Origin of the sequence: Methylotuvimicrobium buryatense (assembly GCF_005931095.1) — a bacterium.
GTDB lineage: Bacteria > Pseudomonadota > Gammaproteobacteria > Methylococcales > Methylomonadaceae > Methylotuvimicrobium > Methylotuvimicrobium buryatense.
In genome coordinates this window covers 2,564,468-2,579,623 of sequence record NZ_CP035467.1, presented here as the reverse complement: position 1 = coordinate 2,579,623, position 15,156 = coordinate 2,564,468, and the positions used below count along the sequence as shown (strand labels likewise).

Below are 15,156 nucleotides of genomic sequence, written 5' to 3'. Positions count from 1 at the left end.
TTGTCGATTACGGTTTGTCAACCGGTGTATAACTTAATCTAAATACCACGGTATGGTATTTTAAAACCTACCCAATCAGGCCTTTATTTCTTCGGAAAATAATAAGCCTGCATCGAACGATCATATAAAAAACATGGCAAAAGAAGATTACTATAAGCTTCTCGGCGTCGACAGAAACGCCAGCGACGCGGAAATCAAAAAAAGTTACCGCCGCATGGCAATGAAATTCCATCCGGATAGAAACAAAGATAATCCTGACGAAGCCGAAGTAAAATTTAAGCAAATTAAAGAAGCTTATGAGGTTTTATCCGATCCTAAAAAAAGATCCGCATACGATCAATTCGGCCATGCCGGCGTCGATGCATCGATGGGTGGTGGGCCGGGCGGTTTCGGCGGGGGATTCAGCGGCGAAAGTTTTAGTGATGTCTTCGGCGATGTTTTCGGCGACATTTTTGGTGGCGGAGGACGTGCCCGCGGCGGCGCTCAACGTGGTGCCGACCTTCGTTACAACCTTGAGTTAACCCTAGAGGAAGCGGTCGGCGGAACAGAGGCAAAAATTCGCGTGCCGGTCATGGTGGTGTGTGACGAGTGTCATGGATCCGGTGCAAGAAAAGGCTCGTCTCCGGTCACATGCTCGACCTGTCATGGCCATGGCCAAGTTCGGATGCAACAAGGTTTTTTCTCGGTTCAACAAACCTGTCCGACGTGCGGCGGAACTGGCAAGCAAATCAAAGACCCTTGCCGGAAATGTCATGGACAGGGCCGGGTACAGGATACTAAAACATTGTCGGTCAAAGTACCTCCCGGCGTCGATACCGGCGACCGCATTCGTTTGTCCGGAGAGGGTGAAGCCGGCAAGGGCGGCGGACCGGCCGGCGACTTATATGTTCAAGTTCATGTCAAGGATCATCCGATATTTACCCGCGATGGAGCCAATTTGTACTGTGAAGTGCCGATAAGTTTCCCGACTGCTTGTTTAGGGGGGGAACTGGAGGTGCCGACGTTGAACGGCCGAGTCAAATTGAAAATTCCGGCCGAAACTCAAACCGGTAAATTGTTCAGGTTGCGCGGCAAAGGCGTGAAACCCGTTCGCGGAGGCGCAGTCGGCGATTTGCTATGTCGCGTGCAAATCGAAACTCCGGTGCATTTGACCAAGGAACAAAAAGAGATGGTCGAAAAACTCGGCGAGTCTCTAACCGGCGGAGGCAAGCAGCACAGCCCTCAGGAACACTCATGGATGGATGGTGTGAAAAGTTTTTTTGACAAATTGACAGGATAATCATGATGACAAGAATTGCTGTAGTTGGCTCTTCCGGAAGAATGGGGTTGTGCTTGATCAAAGCGGCCGCTTTTGCCGATAACGCCGAATTGACTGTTGCCGTTTCAAGGCCGGACAGCTTATCGATCGGCAAGGATGCCGGAGAGTTGGCCGGTATCAGCCCGTTGGCGGTCAAGGTAGTCGATAATTTAGCATCGGTAATAGACCGGTTCGATGTGTTGATCGATTTCACGAGGCCGGAACCGTCGATGGACTATATCGACATTTGTCGCCGAGCAGGAAAAAGTATCGTGATCGGCACGACCGGTTATAGCGAAGAGCAAAAACATGTCATCGCCGAGACTTCAAAACAAGTGCCGATCGTAATGGCGCCTAACATGAGTATCGGCGTTAATTTATCGCTCAAATTGCTGGAAATGGCCGCGAAAGTCATGGGTGATTATACCGATATCGAAATCGTCGAAGCCCATCACCGTCATAAAATCGACGCGCCATCCGGAACCGCATTACGCATGGGCGAGGTGGTCGCATCGGCATTAGGCCGAGACTTAAAGGATTGCGCGATCTACGGTAGAGAAGGTGTCACCGGCGAAAGAGACCGCAAAACGATCGGTTTTTCGACGATTCGGGCAGGCGATATCGTCGGAGAGCACACCGTGATGTTTGCCGATGAAGGCGAACGCATCGAAATCACTCATAAAGCCAGCAGCCGCATGACCTTCGCGAACGGTGCCGTTAGAGCCGCAATCTGGCTGAAAGACAAACCGAACGGTTTGTACGATATGCAGGATGTGTTGGGTTTGAAAGATTGATCTCACAATCGATTTCCTGATTAGCAAGATGCTTCAGCTTGCCGAAGCCAAGTGTCCGAGCAAGGACCAGTCGTAGTCGCAAAAACCAAAATATGCTGTTACCCAAGCTCAAGCTTGGGTAACCTGTTCAGGAAGCTCTAGCTTCCCGCCAATCAAGAAAGATTGAACGAGCGAGTCGGGGTTGATTGAGAATGTGCGGAGGTTGTGTCGGTCTCAGGAAGCTGGAGCTTGGGAAATGGCGTGATGTGGGTTGGCCGTTTTTAGCTTGACGCGCATGGCTTGCGAACCCCGTCCTGCTAGGGGATATGCTGATCTTTGGGCTTTAGCTGAAGAAACTTGCTAATCAGGATCGATTTAGAAAAAGCATTTATCCCCTTTCTTTGCTGGTCAAATTTCGACGCAGGGGTGTCCGTCAAAGGACGCGGTGAATACGTCCATGTAGGTTCTGTGACAGCATTCCTGCTGTCACAGCCTTTTCCGAACACCTCGGCGCCTTCATACGTCAATGCCGAAATTTGAAGTTCGATGGGTACCATGAAGTGATTTGAAGATTGAGTTTGTTGATTTTTTAGCGCAGTTCTTCATGGTGAATTGATGGTTTATGATGCCCTCGCAGCCTCTCCAGTTTGAGAAACCGGTGCGCCAAGGTTACGCTTTACAAAGATAAACGGACCTATTCTATTTTTTCGATTGCGGGTTGTGATCACAACTTGTTTCCTGCTTCACGGTCTTCCGTGGGAGTCGATACATTCAAATCCCTTCTTGCTCCATTTGTTCCTTTCTTCGATCGGCGTTTTCCTGCAGCAATGATTCCATCTTTTTAGCATCCTCAAGTGCTTTGGTTTGCGTTTCGAGTAGCTTTGATTGTTGAGAAACGTCAGTTTGCTGTTCGGAATCCGAGCAAGCGGCGAGGGCTATGGTTAATAGTCCTGAGATCAATTTGAATTGGATTTTCATGCCGGTTTCTTTGGCTGTGATCATGAGTTCCCCGGCACAAAGCCGGGGAGAAAGGTAAGAGCTTAGTTTATTCGCTGATCCGGTGTCCCGCCTGCGTAAGCCTTGACTGCGCAGAATTTGAATTCCGGAATTTTTGCAGCGGGATCTAACGCGTCATTGGTGACTAGGTTCGAGCTGGCTTCGTTATAGCAGAAGGCCATGAACAAAGTGCCTTTCTGTATGCCTAACTCGGCACGGGCATAGGCGCTGAGTTTGCCGCGTCTCGATTCGACCGTGATGAAGCCGCCCGGTTCGACGCCGAGTTTCTCCAGATCCAGCGGATGCAGACTGACGACCGGATCGGGTTCGATTGCATCCAACGTCGGCGAGTGCCGCGTCATGCTGCCGGTGTGCCAGTGCTCTAGTTGGCGGCCGGTGATGAATATCAAGGGATATTCGTTGTCGGGCAATTCATCTGCATGAATGAAGTCGGCCGGTACGAATCTGCCTCTGCCGGTCGCGGTCGGGAAGCCGTCTGTGAAGATGATCGGTTGTCCCGGATCGCCGACATTTTCGAGCGGATAGGTCAACGAATCCTCATTCTCGAGTCTTTCCCAAGTCATGCCGGCAATGCTGGTCATCGCTTGACGCATTTCATTGAATACGTCTTCGGGGCCTTGATAATTCCAATCGCAGCCCAAACGTTTTGCGATTTCTTGAATGATCCATAGGTCTTGTTTTGCTTCGCCCGGCGGGTTGACCGCTTGGCGCCCCATCTGGACGCGGCGATCGGTGTTCGAGAACGTGCCGGTCTTTTCGTAGAAAGCTGAAGCCGGCAGGATGACGTCGGCAAACCCCGCGGTTTCGGTTAGGAAAATATCTTGCACAACCAAATGTTCAAGCGAGGCCAGAGCCTTACGCGCGTGGTTTTGGTTCGGGTCGGACATTGCCGGGTTCTCGCCTTCGATATACATACCGAACACTTCGCCGTCGAGTATCGCATGGATCATTTCGACCGTGGTCAGGCCGCGTTTCGGGTCCAGTTCCGTATTCCAGAGTTTTTCATATTTCGCGCGGAATTTCGGATCCTCAACCGATTCGTAATCCGGATAGACCATCGGAATCAAGCCGACGTCCGATGCCCCTTGTACGTTGTTTTGACCGCGCAGCGGATGCAGGCCGGTTCCGGGTCTCCCTATTTGGCCGGTCATCAAAGCCAGCGCGATCAGGCAGCGGGCGTTGTCTGTACCGTGAATATGCTGCGATACACCCATGCCCCAAAGGATCATCGATCCTTTCGAAGTCGCATAAAGCCTTGCGACTTCTTTGATGGTTTCGGCGTCGATACCGCAAATCGGTGCGACTTTTTCCGGGCTGTAATTGCGTAGATGCGTGCGCATCTGATCGAAGCCTTCGGTATATTGTTTGATATAGGCGTCGTTTTGCAGATTTTCAGCCAATATCGTATGCATGATACCGTTCAGCAATGCGACATCGGTATCGGGGCGGAATTGCAGTACGTGTGACGCGTATTTCGCGATCGCGGTGCGGTTTGGGTCCATTAGTATAATTTTGGTGCCGCGTTTGGCCGCATTCTTCATGAACGTCGCGCCGACCGGATGATTGACGGTCGGATTCGAGCCGATGATGATGATCACTTCAGCCTGGGCGACATCGGAAACCGGGTTCGATACCGCGCCGGAGCCCAAACATTCCAACAGTGCGACGACCGATGAGGCATGGCATAGACGGGTACAATGGTCGACATTGTTCGAACCGAAGCCGATGCGCACCAGTTTTTGGAACAAATAGGCCTCTTCGTTACTGCCTTTCGCGGAGCCAAGGCCGGCCAGCGCTTTCTTGCCTTTTTCGTCACGGATTTTTTTCAAACCGTTTGCGGCGAAGTCGAGCGCTTCTTCCCAAGTTGCTTCCCTGAATTCTTTATCTAAGTCATTAGGGTCCAGTAATTCAGTGCTTTTCGGAACCCCTTCGCGCCTTATCAATGGCTTGGTCAGACGCAACGGGTTGTGGATGTAATTGAAACCGTAACGGCCCTTGACGCAGAGACGGAAATGATTCGTGTAACCGTCGCGGCCTTCGGTATAAAGGATTTTGTTGTCTTTGACATGATATTTGATTAAACAGCCGACGCCGCAGTAAGGACAGGTCGAATCGACGGTTTTATCGGCTTCTTGCAGACCGACATTTCCGGCAGGCATCAACGCGCCGGTCGGGCAGGCCTGGACGCATTCGCCGCAAGCGACGCAACTGCTCGCGCCCATCGGATCGGCGATGTCGAAGACGATTTCGGAATGCGAACCGCGATTCGCATATCCAATCACGTCGTTCATTTGTTCTTCGCGGCAGGCTCTAAGACAGCGTGTGCATTGTATGCAGGCGTCAAGATTGACGGAGATCGCCGGATGTGAAAGATCGGCTTGCGGTTGGCTACGGCCTTTGAAACGAGGCGTGCCGACGTCCATTTTTTCGGCCCAAAAATCCAGTTCCGATTTCAGGGTATAAGGAGATTGGGACTGCTTCGGCATGTCCGATTTGAGCAGTTCCAATACCAATTTTTGCGAACGGACTGCGCGTTCGCTTTCCGCCTTGATGTTCATACCTTCGGACGGCTTTCGACAGCATGACGGAGCGAGTACTCGCTCGCCTTCGATTTCGACGACGCAGGCCCGGCAGTTGCCGTCGGGGCGCAGATTATCCGAGTAACATAGATGCGGGATTTCTTTACCGTGTCGTTTTGCAGCCTGTAAGATCGTTTCGCCTTCAAAAGCGAAAACTTCCTCACCGTCGAGTTTGAAACCGATTTGCGGTTGATTCATAAATTCAGGATTCGCAGCCATGAGTTAACCTCTAGTGCTTGTTAATTCGTCGGGAAAATACTTGATGACGCAGCGCAGCGGATTGGGAGCGGCTTGGCCGAGCCCGCAGATCGATGCGTCGACCATGACTGAGGATAACTCTTCGAGCAAGTCGGTGTCCCAATTGTCTTGCATCATCAAGTCGGCCGCTTTTGCGGTACCGACGCGGCAAGGCGTGCATTGACCGCACGATTCGTCTTCGAAGAATTTCATCGCGTTCAATGCCAACTTACGTGCACTGTCTTGATTGGAAAAAATGATTACTGCGGCGGAACCGATGAAACAACCGTGCGGGTTCAAGGTATCGAAATCGAGCGGAATGTCGCCCATCGAAGCCGGCAAGATTCCGCCGGAAGCGCCGCCAGGAAAGTAACCGTAAAACTCGTGACCGTCGAGCATGCCGCCGCAATATTCGTCGATTAGCTCGCGTACCGTGATACCGGCTGGTGCCAAATGAACGCCGGGTTTGTTGACGCGTCCTGATACCGAGAACGAACGAAGGCCTTTACGGCCGTTTCTGCCGTGTGAGGAGAACCAGTCGGGGCCTTTTTCGACGATATCACGCACCCAATAGACCGATTCCATATTGTGTTCGAGCGTCGGCCGACCGAACAGGCCGACTTCGGCCAAAAACGGCGGTCTTAGCCGAGGCATGCCGCGTTTGCCTTCGATCGATTCGACCATTGCCGATTCTTCACCGCAAATATAAGCGCCGGCACCGCGGCGTAAATGAATCGGAGGAAGACGGTAGACCGTTGACGGCGGGTTATTTTGCAGATTGGCGATTTCTTTGGTGAGAATTTCGCGGCAGCCTGCGTATTCGTCTCGTAAATAGACATAGATTTCATCGCAACCGACCGTTAATGCGGCGATCAGCATGCCTTCGAGAAAACGGTGCGGGTCTTGTTCGAGATAGTGTCGGTCTTTGAAAGTACCCGGTTCGCCTTCATCAATGTTGACGGCCATCAGACGCGGGCCTTTAAAGCCTTTAACGATGCGCCATTTTCTGCCGGCCGGAAAACCGGCGCCGCCCAAACCGCGAAGGCCCGAATCTTCCATTTTTTTGATGATGCTTTCGGGATTGATGTCGCCTTCGATGACTTTTTTCAGCGTTTGATAACCGCCATCGGATCGGTATTGTTCGAGGCTGATATAGTCGGCAACCGGCGCTGTGATTTCATGTTCGGCAACTGTATTTAAGACGGTTTCCGTGGTCGCTTCATCAATCGGGTTTTGGCCGACTACGGCGACGGGTGCATGTTGGCATCGGCCCACGCAAGGGACTTTTTGGATTCTAACCTTGTCTTTGAGTACGGTTTCCAAGGCATCGATTAGTTCATGGCCGCCCGCCATTTCGCAAGAAACCGACTCGCAAACACGGATGGTTAAATCGGGTGGCGGTGTTTGGCCTTCCTTGACGATATCGAAGTGATGATAAAATGAAGCGACTTCATAGACTTCAGCTGTAGACAGGTTCATTTCTCTGGCCAGCGCTACCAAGTGCTTCGAAGAAATATGGTGGAAACGGTCCTGTATCTTATGCAAATGCTCGATCAATAAATCCCTTCGGCGAGACTCGTCGCCCAATAAAGTCCTGACTTCTTCCAGTGCCCGAAGATCGACAGCATGGCCTTTAGGGCCTTGACGCTTCTTTTTTTTGATCTGTTCGGGGCTAATATTGATCACTGCCACAGGTGTTTCCTCCAAATAGTCCGCATGTAGAGCGGAATTATAGCCAATTGTTCATGCTCAAGGAACTCGCGATGTTGTCGGATGTTCGGGTTCATGCTCAGTGTGAGCACTTTAACTTAGCTATGATATAGGTTTCAACTCATCATTTTTGAGTAAAATCATCAGAAATGCTGATAAAGGCGTTGGTGAAAGTTGGGCGAGTCGTTAAAATGATTTTGCAATAACATTATTTAATATGATTATTCAGTAATTTATGAATCCAACACATTTGTTGACCTTTGCTATAGTGGCTCGTTTTAAAAGTATTACGCAAGCTGCGGAGTATCTGCATTTGGGGCAACCGGCAGTTTCCGGGCAATTAAAATTACTGCAAAATCAAATCGGAGAACCTTTGTATTTCCGTAAAGGTTATCAAATCGAGTTGACACCTGCGGGACAAGGTTTATTGGAATATGCGCAGCAAATGACCGATATCTTCAATCAGGCCGGCGAGTACGTCCGTTGCCTGCAACAAGTTAATGCCGGAACTTTAAGACTCGGTTCGACGACGACGATCGCCAGTTTTTATTTACCTCAGTATTTGGTGTTATTACAGACTTCGCATGCCGGGGTTAATGTCAGAATGAAGACCGGCGATACCGATGAAATCATTAGAAATCTCGAAGATTTGGATTTAGGCTTTATCGAAGGGCCGGTCCATGCTCAGGAACTGCCCGGTAATTATCAAGTTATCAATTGGCAGGAAGACGAGATTGTTTTAGTTTTGCCCGAAGACCATCAAATTGCCCGAGATTATCCGGAATTTGTGCCATTGGATGTGTTCATGAAATATCAGGTGATATGGCGGGAGCCGGGGTCAGGCGCCCGGCAAGCAGTGGAAACGTGGTTGGCTTCGGCGGGAATACAGCCAAAAATTTCAATTGAAGTGACTGGTGTCTCGGGTATCAAAGAAGCGGTACGCGCGGGCTTGGGAATTGGCTTTGCCTCGTCGCAAGCATTGCGAAACGAACGGCAGGGTTTGGTCGCGAGAAGGCTCAATGCGCCGTCCGGCTTGATTTGGCAACTTAAGATCATCGCTCCGAAAAAGGCGATACGATCCAGAGTCACACAGGCTTTTTTGGATTTGTGTTTATGAGGGTTGATACTTTGTAATGACTTGCGCAGGGGGGCAGCGATTTTTTTGATTACGACTCATAGTTTGAAAGCATGAGACCAAAGTCGGAAATTGGTTTATGACCATGGAAAGCATACTCTATCCGCACTATTCTCTGCCTCCCTGCGCCTCCGCGCGATGAAATATACCTTTCGCACTTCAAGTTTCGGCAGTGCCTGAGGAGGCGCCAGGGTGTGCGACAAAGGCTTTGCCAGCATGGAGCTGGCATAGAGCCAACAGGGATGTATTCACGGCGTCCTTTGACGGACACCCTGGCGCCGAATTTTGATCTGCGATGGGTATATTTATTTTACTCCCTTTTGATCGAAAAACCGCCTAAGAATAAAAGGTATGGGATGTGTCTATCGAGGAACGCCGTGAACCCATCCATGGGGGCTTGACGGCAGCTTTCGAACGCCAAGGATGGCGTGTATTAGGGCAACGCAGGGCAGAAAAATACTCCTGCATTTTCTGCATTCGTTACATCCTTGTAACTCAGCAGTTGCCGAGGAGCAAAAATCTGCCCTGCTGCCGACATCCTCGCTAGCCACACCCCATACCTTCATGAAAGTTAACTAATTTTTGAGTATAAAGGGAGTAGGAGTTTGTTTTGCGTTATTTAATTATTGCCATTTCGTCGTTTTTTTGTGTAGCGACCCATGCCGGCGTCGTGTTGAGCATTGAGCAAGTCGCTGACGGTATTTATGTGCATCAAGGCAAACATGAGTGGCCCGACCATAAAAATCACGGTGCGATTGCGAATATCGGTTTCATCGTCGGTGAACGCTGCGTCGCGGTGATCGATACCGGCGGTAATCCGGAAGAAGGAAGATCGCTCAAGCGCGCGATTGCCAAAACGACTGGTAAACCAATTTGTTATGTGATTAATACCCATGTTCATCCCGATCATATTTTCGGCAATATCGCATTTAAGGAATCGGGCACTCAATTTGTCGGACATCATAAACTAGCCAGAGCAATGGCCGCGCGTGGGCAATTCTATATCGATAAGGCAGAAGATCAGATTGGCATGGCATTAACCGCCGAACATATCATTCCGCCAGATATAGAGGTTGAAAAAACGTTGCTCTTAGATCTGGGGGGGCGGGAATTGCTGTTGACCGCGCATCCGACCGCGCATACCGATAACGACTTGAGCATCTACGACCGGAAGACCGATACCTTATGGCTCGGCGATTTGTTTTTTATCGGACATTTGCCGACTCTCGACGGCAGTTTAAAAGGTTGGTTGGTCGAACTCGCCGAATTGGAACAAAAGTCATTCAAGCAGGTCATTCCCGGGCACGGGCCAGTGGTCACGGATTGGCCGAAGAGTCTCGATCCTCAACAACGTTATCTCGGCACTTTATTGACCGAGATTCGTAACATGATTAAAAACGGAAGATTTATTGAAGAGGCGATCGAGCAGGTTGGTTATGAATTTAAAGGCCAATGGCAGTTGTTCGACGAATTTCATAAAAAAAACGTCACGGCGGCGTTTGCCGAATTGGAATGGGAAGATTGATATTTCGTTTATTAAGGAACGAGCATGAAATAACTTCGACAAATGCTGAAGGGGGGGCGGTGGCTCGATTGACAGGCGTCGGCGGCAGGGCAGATTTTTGCTCCTCGGCAACTGCTGAGTTACAAGGATGTAACGAATGCAGAAAATGCAGGAGTATTTTTCTGCCCTGCGTTGCCCTAATACACGCCATCCGTGGCGTAATGCAAAATCTGCATTCATGCCATCCATGGCAATCAGATTCCGCCGTCGAGCCTACATGGATGTATTCACGGCGTCCTGTCAAGCGAGTCGCCGAACCTCCACAGTGCCTAAAGCTTGTAGAAGTAAATTTGTGCATATTCCTAACCCATTAATTTACCTAACAGGAGAAATAAAATGATAAATAAAATAATTGGGGCCCTCTGCTTGGCTTTGATCGCAAGTGGGGCTTTGGCCGCCGAAGACGAGTCGGCCTGGACTTCGCAATTGAAAGATCAATTTTTCGCCGGTCGCACGATTACCGAATCCGATGCGGTGATTGAACTTGATGCGCCTTATCGAGCCGAAGACCCTGCATTGGTGCCGTTGAAAATCGTTAGTAAAATTCCGCAAACCAACGACAGATACATCAAAAAGATTTTGGTGCTGGTAGACAAGAATCCTTTTCCCTATGTCGGCGAATTCGAATTCACGCCCGATAGCGGTAAAGCGGATTTAGCGATGAGAGTTCGTGTCAATACCTATAGCTTTGTTCGCGCGATCGCCGAAACGAGCGACGGCCAGCTTTATATGACCAAGAAATTCGTTAAAGCTAGCGGCGGCTGTTCGGCGCCGATTGGTGCGGATTTGGATGCGGCAATGCAACGGCTCGGCAAAGCCAAATTTAGGTTGCCCGATAATATCAAGCCGGGCGAGGCGAATGAGGCACAATTATTCATTAGCCATCCCAACATCACCGGCATGCAGATGGATCAAGTGACGCGCTTCGTCAAAAAATCGCATTTCGTCAATCAGGTTAATGTGTCATTCAATGACAAGCCGATCTTGACGGCGAAAACCGATATCGCGATCAGTGCCGATCCGAATTTCCGGTTTTATTTCATACCGGAAAAGAGCGGCATTTTGAAAGCGGAATTTACCGATATGTCTTGTCTAAGTCCAACCAGCCGAGCGAACTGTAAAGCAGGCCAAAGCTTTACCGAAACTTTGGCTGTAAAACCGTAAAACAGTATATGACCGGCTATTGACGAAACCAAAGCCGACATGGTTTGGCTTCGTCTAGCTGCTTGGATCGGGTTCGAAAGCGACTTTGTCGTAAATTTCTTTTAGGCTTAACACGCAGTCGATGCTTTCCAGGTGAACGCTTGTATCAAGGCCGGCGGTTTCGGTCAAAAGCCAAGCGTCGCCTTGCCGGACATAGCGCTCGATCAGCGGCTGGTCTTGAGCGACCAACAGATATTCGCGAAGCGATTCGATCTTGCGGTAATGCGAAAATTTAGCGCCTCTATCGTAGGCTTCGGTAGAAAGCGATAACACCTCGATGATAACCGACGGGTTGATCAATGTGTCGACATGGTTGTCTTCGAATTGCGGCGTGTCGCAAGCCGCTGCGATATCCGGATAATGATAGCTGCGTGCCTCTTTAGCCTTGACCCGCATGTCATTGATGTAAACCTCGCAGGGGCGGCTTTTGAGTTGAGCTCTTAGTTCACTCGCAATATTGATATTAATCAAATTATGTTCGCGGCTTGCGCCGGTCATCGCGAACATTTCGCCGTCGACGTATTCGCTTTTGATTTGCGCTTGGCGTTCGATTGCTAAATATTCTTCTTGGGTATAATACTTTTTTTTGAGTACAGCAGACATAAACAGCCTCCTTTGTTTGAGCTCATCCGATTCGCCAAAAGCCTCTTTTGATGGGCGAATCGTGAGGGTGTTATTTCACGAAACAACTTTTTTCGGCATAAGCTTCGGCTTCTTCCATCAGCTTCCTCAATCGTTTGGCTTCCGGCGGGTCGCGGAATACGCCGCCGGCCTCGCCCGGCGTTTTACGCATAAAGCCGAAGGTTCTAGCTTGATCGTAATCGGCAAAACTCATTTTTTCAGCGATTTTGTCTATTTTGCATCCGCAGCCGTATTGGGTGATGTAGGTCAGCCCGCCTTTCTTTGCGATACAGCTCAGAACATAATCGACGCGTTCCTGAGTCGGAAAATCGCTGACAAAAGGCGCGTCTTCAGCAAGTTTTTCTTGAGTTGTGCTGCACCCGGCAAGTGTGGCTAGAATGGCTGAACCGATTAGAAGTTTCATTTTCATGCGAAGGTCTCTAATTCCTGATTTGATAAAGTGAAAAAATAGTAATTATTCACATTCCCCTTATCATTCCCACGCTCCAGCGTGGGAATGAAGACCGAGACGCTCTAGCGTCTCGTACCGCTGGAGCGGTTCTCAGGCATTCCCTCGCAGAGCGTGAGAATGACAATTGCCGGGGGACTGAATAGTTACAAAAAAATGCTCTTAACCCAGCCTTAACAAATGTAGTGTCTACAGTCTAAGTTATTGAAGCATAAAAATTAAACAACGTGCCAAAATGGCTTTGCATAGCCTTAATATTTAGTAGCTTATGCTCGGTAAATATTAAAACTGGGCTAACAAAAGTATGGTCTGTTTATTAATTTACGTATACCCGTCGTAGATCAAAACTCGGTGCCTGGGTGTCCGCTAAAGGACGCCGTGAATACGTCCATGTAGGCTCTATGCCAGCTCCATGCTGGCAAAGCCTTTATGAATGCCATGGATGGCGTGAATGTCGATTTTGCAGGAGCGAAAATCGACCGGACACCCAGGCGCCTCCTCTGGCAATGCCGAAATTTGAAGTGCGAAAGGTATAAAATGCATTAAATATTAATGTTCAATTAAGATGCAATATCGGATCTCGAACGGAAAACTATTCCTCGACGGCAAAATCGACAATTAGTTTGAGCATGCCGTTCATTTTAACAGAGAATGCATCGAGTTCAGGATTACCTGTGTCGGTGGGTAATAAATGCGTACTGACGATGGTTTTACCCTCAAACGCATAGAGCACGACATTGCAAGGCATATGACTGACCGAATGGGGCGACAGAGTCAATAACGTTTCGGCATGAGTCAGGTTACAAAATTGTATCGTATCGTAGTCCGGAAAATTTGCCGTTCCTCGATCTCGGATGACTTTTCCGATACGACTATGTGCGGTAATTCGTAAATTGTGTTCTGCAATGGCAATTTTAATCTCCGCCAGCACGTCATCGTAAGGTTTTTGGGTTTCGACCCGGTAATATTCGATGAACTCGCCTTTTTGTTGTAAGGTTTCGCAGCTTGCAATAATCATCAGGCTTGCGAAAATAACGATCGATCTTGTCATACAGTTTTATTCCCATTCGCTACTAACAGCTTAACATTATGAGCAATCCAACAAAAGTGACCGGCGTTATTTTGGCCGGCGGACTGGCCCGACGCATGAACAATCAAGACAAAGGTTTGGTGCTGTTTCATCGGAGGCCAATGGTCTCCTATGCGATCGATTCAATTAAGCCGCTGGTCGACCAAGTCATTATCAATGCCAATCGTAATCTCGACGCCTATAGTAAATTCGGCTTGCCGGTCGTTTCCGATCAAAACGGTAATTTCGAAGGACCCTTGGCCGGTATTCTTTCCGCGATGGCGCATGCCGATGCCGGAATAGTGCTGGTAATGCCTTGCGATTCGCCGTTGATTAAGACCGATCATTTGCAACGATTGTTAAAAGCCGGTCTAAATCCCGAAATCGATGTGGCGGTTGCGTTCGATGGCGAGCGCTTACATCCCGTGTTTTTGGCCATCAAGACAACGCTCGAATCCAGCTTGATAGATTATTTGGGCAGCGGCGAGCGTAAGATCGACCGTTGGTTGATGAAACATCGAATGACTCAGGTCGATTTTAGCGACGCCCCCGAGGTTTTTGTCAACGTGAATACTTTAGGCGAATTGTCCGCGTTGGAGGGGCAGGGCAATGAGTAATCTCTATAGGCCTGATATGACCAATGCCGGATTGGGTTTTTCACTGCCGTCCGTCGCGATCGATGAACGAGGAGAAGCTCAAGCTATCGAATTAGTCGGTGAAAGAGCCTTGACCATTTATGTGGACAAGCAAGAAATCGTAACCTTGATGACTATTGGCGCGCATCCCGAATTATTGACGCTCGGGTATTTAAAAAATCAGGGATTTTTCGAGGATATCGCTGACATTAAAGTTGTTCAGGTCGACTGGGAAACCGAGGCGGTCGCGGTCGTAACCCGGCAAGGCGGCAGCGACTTTTCCGAACGTATGGCACAGCGAACGGTGACGACCGGTTGCGGGCAAGGTACGGTATTCGGCCGATTGATGGAAAAACTCAAGCAAATCCGAGTGCCGGATGTGTCGATCAAACAATCGATGCTTTACGCAATGCTCGATGCGTTAAAAAATTATAACGAAGTTTATAAAAAAGCCGGTGCGGTCCACGGTTGTGCGTTATGTACCGGCGAGCGGATCGATTTTTTCGTCGAAGACGTCGGGCGGCACAATGCGGTCGATGCGATTGCCGGTTTGATGTGGCTGAATGATTTATCCGGTGCCGACAAAATTTTTTACACGACCGGACGCTTAACCTCGGAAATGGTGATTAAAGTCACTCAAATGGGCATACCGATATTATTGTCGCGTTCCGGAGCGACCCAAATGGGCCTCGAAATGGCCAGGCAAGCCGGCGTTACGATGATATCGAGGGCAAAAGGCAAACACTTTTTGGTGTTGAACGGCAGCGAGCATATCGAGTTCGACGCGATACCCGAACGTCGGAGAAGTTTCGAAGAGGGTTGATTTATTCGAATCGAGCAGGGATGA

At 49.4% G+C, this 15,156-nt stretch carries 13 protein-coding genes; 7 read left to right on the top strand and 6 right to left on the bottom strand.

Annotated elements, in window-relative coordinates:
• Positions 1–133 precede the first annotated feature (133 nt).
• Both dnaJ and dapB read left to right on the top strand, forming a co-directional pair.
• Positions 134–1,279 carry a molecular chaperone DnaJ gene (dnaJ, locus tag EQU24_RS11540; protein WP_017839359.1) on the top strand — a complete coding sequence of 382 codons (1,146 nt, stop codon included), beginning with the start codon at positions 134–136 and terminating at the stop codon, positions 1,277–1,279.
• 5 nt (positions 1,280–1,284) lie between these two features.
• A complete protein-coding gene (gene dapB, locus EQU24_RS11535; RefSeq protein ID WP_026130014.1) occupies positions 1,285–2,091 on the top strand; it encodes a 4-hydroxy-tetrahydrodipicolinate reductase in 807 nt (268 codons plus the stop codon).
• A 750-nt stretch (positions 2,092–2,841) separates the two neighbouring features.
• Here dapB and EQU24_RS11525 read toward each other — a convergent pair.
• From EQU24_RS11525 to EQU24_RS11515, 3 genes are read right to left on the bottom strand one after another with little or no spacing between them, the layout of a single operon-like run.
• Positions 2,842–3,072, bottom strand: coding sequence for a hypothetical protein (locus EQU24_RS11525; RefSeq protein WP_017839362.1), 231 nt, complete (start codon positions 3,070–3,072; stop codon positions 2,842–2,844).
• A gap of 38 nt (positions 3,073–3,110) precedes the next feature.
• Complete coding sequence (gene fdhF / locus EQU24_RS11520) at positions 3,111–5,885, bottom strand: formate dehydrogenase subunit alpha (protein ID WP_017839363.1); 2,775 nt, start codon at positions 5,883–5,885, stop codon at positions 3,111–3,113.
• Positions 5,886–5,888: 3 nt separating this feature from the next.
• The gene (locus EQU24_RS11515) at positions 5,889–7,595 is read right to left on the bottom strand and encodes an NAD(P)H-dependent oxidoreductase subunit E (RefSeq protein ID WP_017839364.1); all 1,707 of its coding nucleotides are present in this window, start codon (positions 7,593–7,595) and stop codon (positions 5,889–5,891) included.
• Between the two features lie 253 nt (positions 7,596–7,848).
• On the opposite strand from EQU24_RS11515, the gene EQU24_RS11510 reads away from it, so the two are divergent.
• From EQU24_RS11510 to EQU24_RS11490, 3 genes are all read left to right on the top strand, one after another.
• Complete coding sequence (locus EQU24_RS11510) at positions 7,849–8,730, top strand: LysR family transcriptional regulator (protein ID WP_017839365.1); 882 nt, start codon at positions 7,849–7,851, stop codon at positions 8,728–8,730.
• 628 nt (positions 8,731–9,358) lie between these two features.
• On the top strand, positions 9,359–10,273 hold the full coding sequence (locus EQU24_RS11500) for a quinoprotein relay system zinc metallohydrolase 2 (RefSeq protein ID WP_017839366.1): 915 nt from the start codon (positions 9,359–9,361) through the stop codon (positions 10,271–10,273).
• A gap of 375 nt (positions 10,274–10,648) precedes the next feature.
• Complete coding sequence (locus EQU24_RS11490; protein ID WP_017839367.1) at positions 10,649–11,476, top strand: quinoprotein dehydrogenase-associated SoxYZ-like carrier; 828 nt, start codon at positions 10,649–10,651, stop codon at positions 11,474–11,476.
• A gap of 54 nt (positions 11,477–11,530) precedes the next feature.
• On the opposite strand, the gene EQU24_RS11485 is transcribed toward EQU24_RS11490, so the two are convergent.
• The 3 genes from EQU24_RS11485 to EQU24_RS11475 all read right to left on the bottom strand — a co-directional run bounded on the left by EQU24_RS11485 (position 11,531) and on the right by EQU24_RS11475 (position 13,656).
• Positions 11,531–12,118 carry a Uma2 family endonuclease gene (locus tag EQU24_RS11485; RefSeq protein WP_017839368.1) on the bottom strand — a complete coding sequence of 196 codons (588 nt, stop codon included), beginning with the start codon at positions 12,116–12,118 and terminating at the stop codon, positions 11,531–11,533.
• A 70-nt stretch (positions 12,119–12,188) separates the two neighbouring features.
• Entirely contained in the window at positions 12,189–12,566 is a 378-nt protein-coding gene (locus tag EQU24_RS11480) for a hypothetical protein (protein WP_014148367.1), read from the bottom strand.
• A 631-nt stretch (positions 12,567–13,197) separates the two neighbouring features.
• Positions 13,198–13,656 carry a DUF302 domain-containing protein gene (locus tag EQU24_RS11475; RefSeq protein ID WP_014148368.1) on the bottom strand — a complete coding sequence of 153 codons (459 nt, stop codon included), beginning with the start codon at positions 13,654–13,656 and terminating at the stop codon, positions 13,198–13,200.
• Positions 13,657–13,694: 38 nt separating this feature from the next.
• On the opposite strand from EQU24_RS11475, the gene mobA reads away from it, so the two are divergent.
• Together mobA and EQU24_RS11465 are read left to right on the top strand one after the other, a co-directional pair.
• Positions 13,695–14,291 carry a molybdenum cofactor guanylyltransferase MobA gene (gene mobA, locus EQU24_RS11470; protein WP_017839370.1) on the top strand — a complete coding sequence of 199 codons (597 nt, stop codon included), beginning with the start codon at positions 13,695–13,697 and terminating at the stop codon, positions 14,289–14,291.
• Positions 14,284–15,132: a formate dehydrogenase accessory sulfurtransferase FdhD gene (locus EQU24_RS11465; protein ID WP_017839371.1), complete on the top strand. Its 849-nt coding sequence runs from the start codon at positions 14,284–14,286 to the stop codon at positions 15,130–15,132. Before mobA ends, EQU24_RS11465 begins: the two co-directional genes overlap by 8 nt.
• Positions 15,133–15,156: the final 24 nt, after the last annotated feature.

Bases quoted from the DNA above. Each gene is read 5' to 3' on its own strand.
- mobA (WP_017839370.1), top strand. From the start codon at position 13,695: ATGAGCAATCCAACAAAAGTGACCGGCGTTATTTTGGCCGGCGGACTG.
- EQU24_RS11510 (WP_017839365.1), top strand. From the start codon at position 7,849: ATGAATCCAACACATTTGTTGACCTTTGCTATAGTGGCTCGTTTTAAA.
- dnaJ (WP_017839359.1), top strand. From the start codon at position 134: ATGGCAAAAGAAGATTACTATAAGCTTCTCGGCGTCGACAGAAACGCC.
- EQU24_RS11465 (WP_017839371.1), top strand. From the start codon at position 14,284: ATGAGTAATCTCTATAGGCCTGATATGACCAATGCCGGATTGGGTTTT.
- EQU24_RS11480 (WP_014148367.1), bottom strand. From the start codon at position 12,566: ATGAAAATGAAACTTCTAATCGGTTCAGCCATTCTAGCCACACTTGCC.
- EQU24_RS11485 (WP_017839368.1), bottom strand. From the start codon at position 12,118: ATGTCTGCTGTACTCAAAAAAAAGTATTATACCCAAGAAGAATATTTA.
- EQU24_RS11475 (WP_014148368.1), bottom strand. From the start codon at position 13,656: ATGACAAGATCGATCGTTATTTTCGCAAGCCTGATGATTATTGCAAGC.
- fdhF (WP_017839363.1), bottom strand. From the start codon at position 5,885: ATGGCTGCGAATCCTGAATTTATGAATCAACCGCAAATCGGTTTCAAA.
- EQU24_RS11525 (WP_017839362.1), bottom strand. From the start codon at position 3,072: ATGATCACAGCCAAAGAAACCGGCATGAAAATCCAATTCAAATTGATC.
- EQU24_RS11490 (WP_017839367.1), top strand. From the start codon at position 10,649: ATGATAAATAAAATAATTGGGGCCCTCTGCTTGGCTTTGATCGCAAGT.
- dapB (WP_026130014.1), top strand. From the start codon at position 1,285: ATGACAAGAATTGCTGTAGTTGGCTCTTCCGGAAGAATGGGGTTGTGC.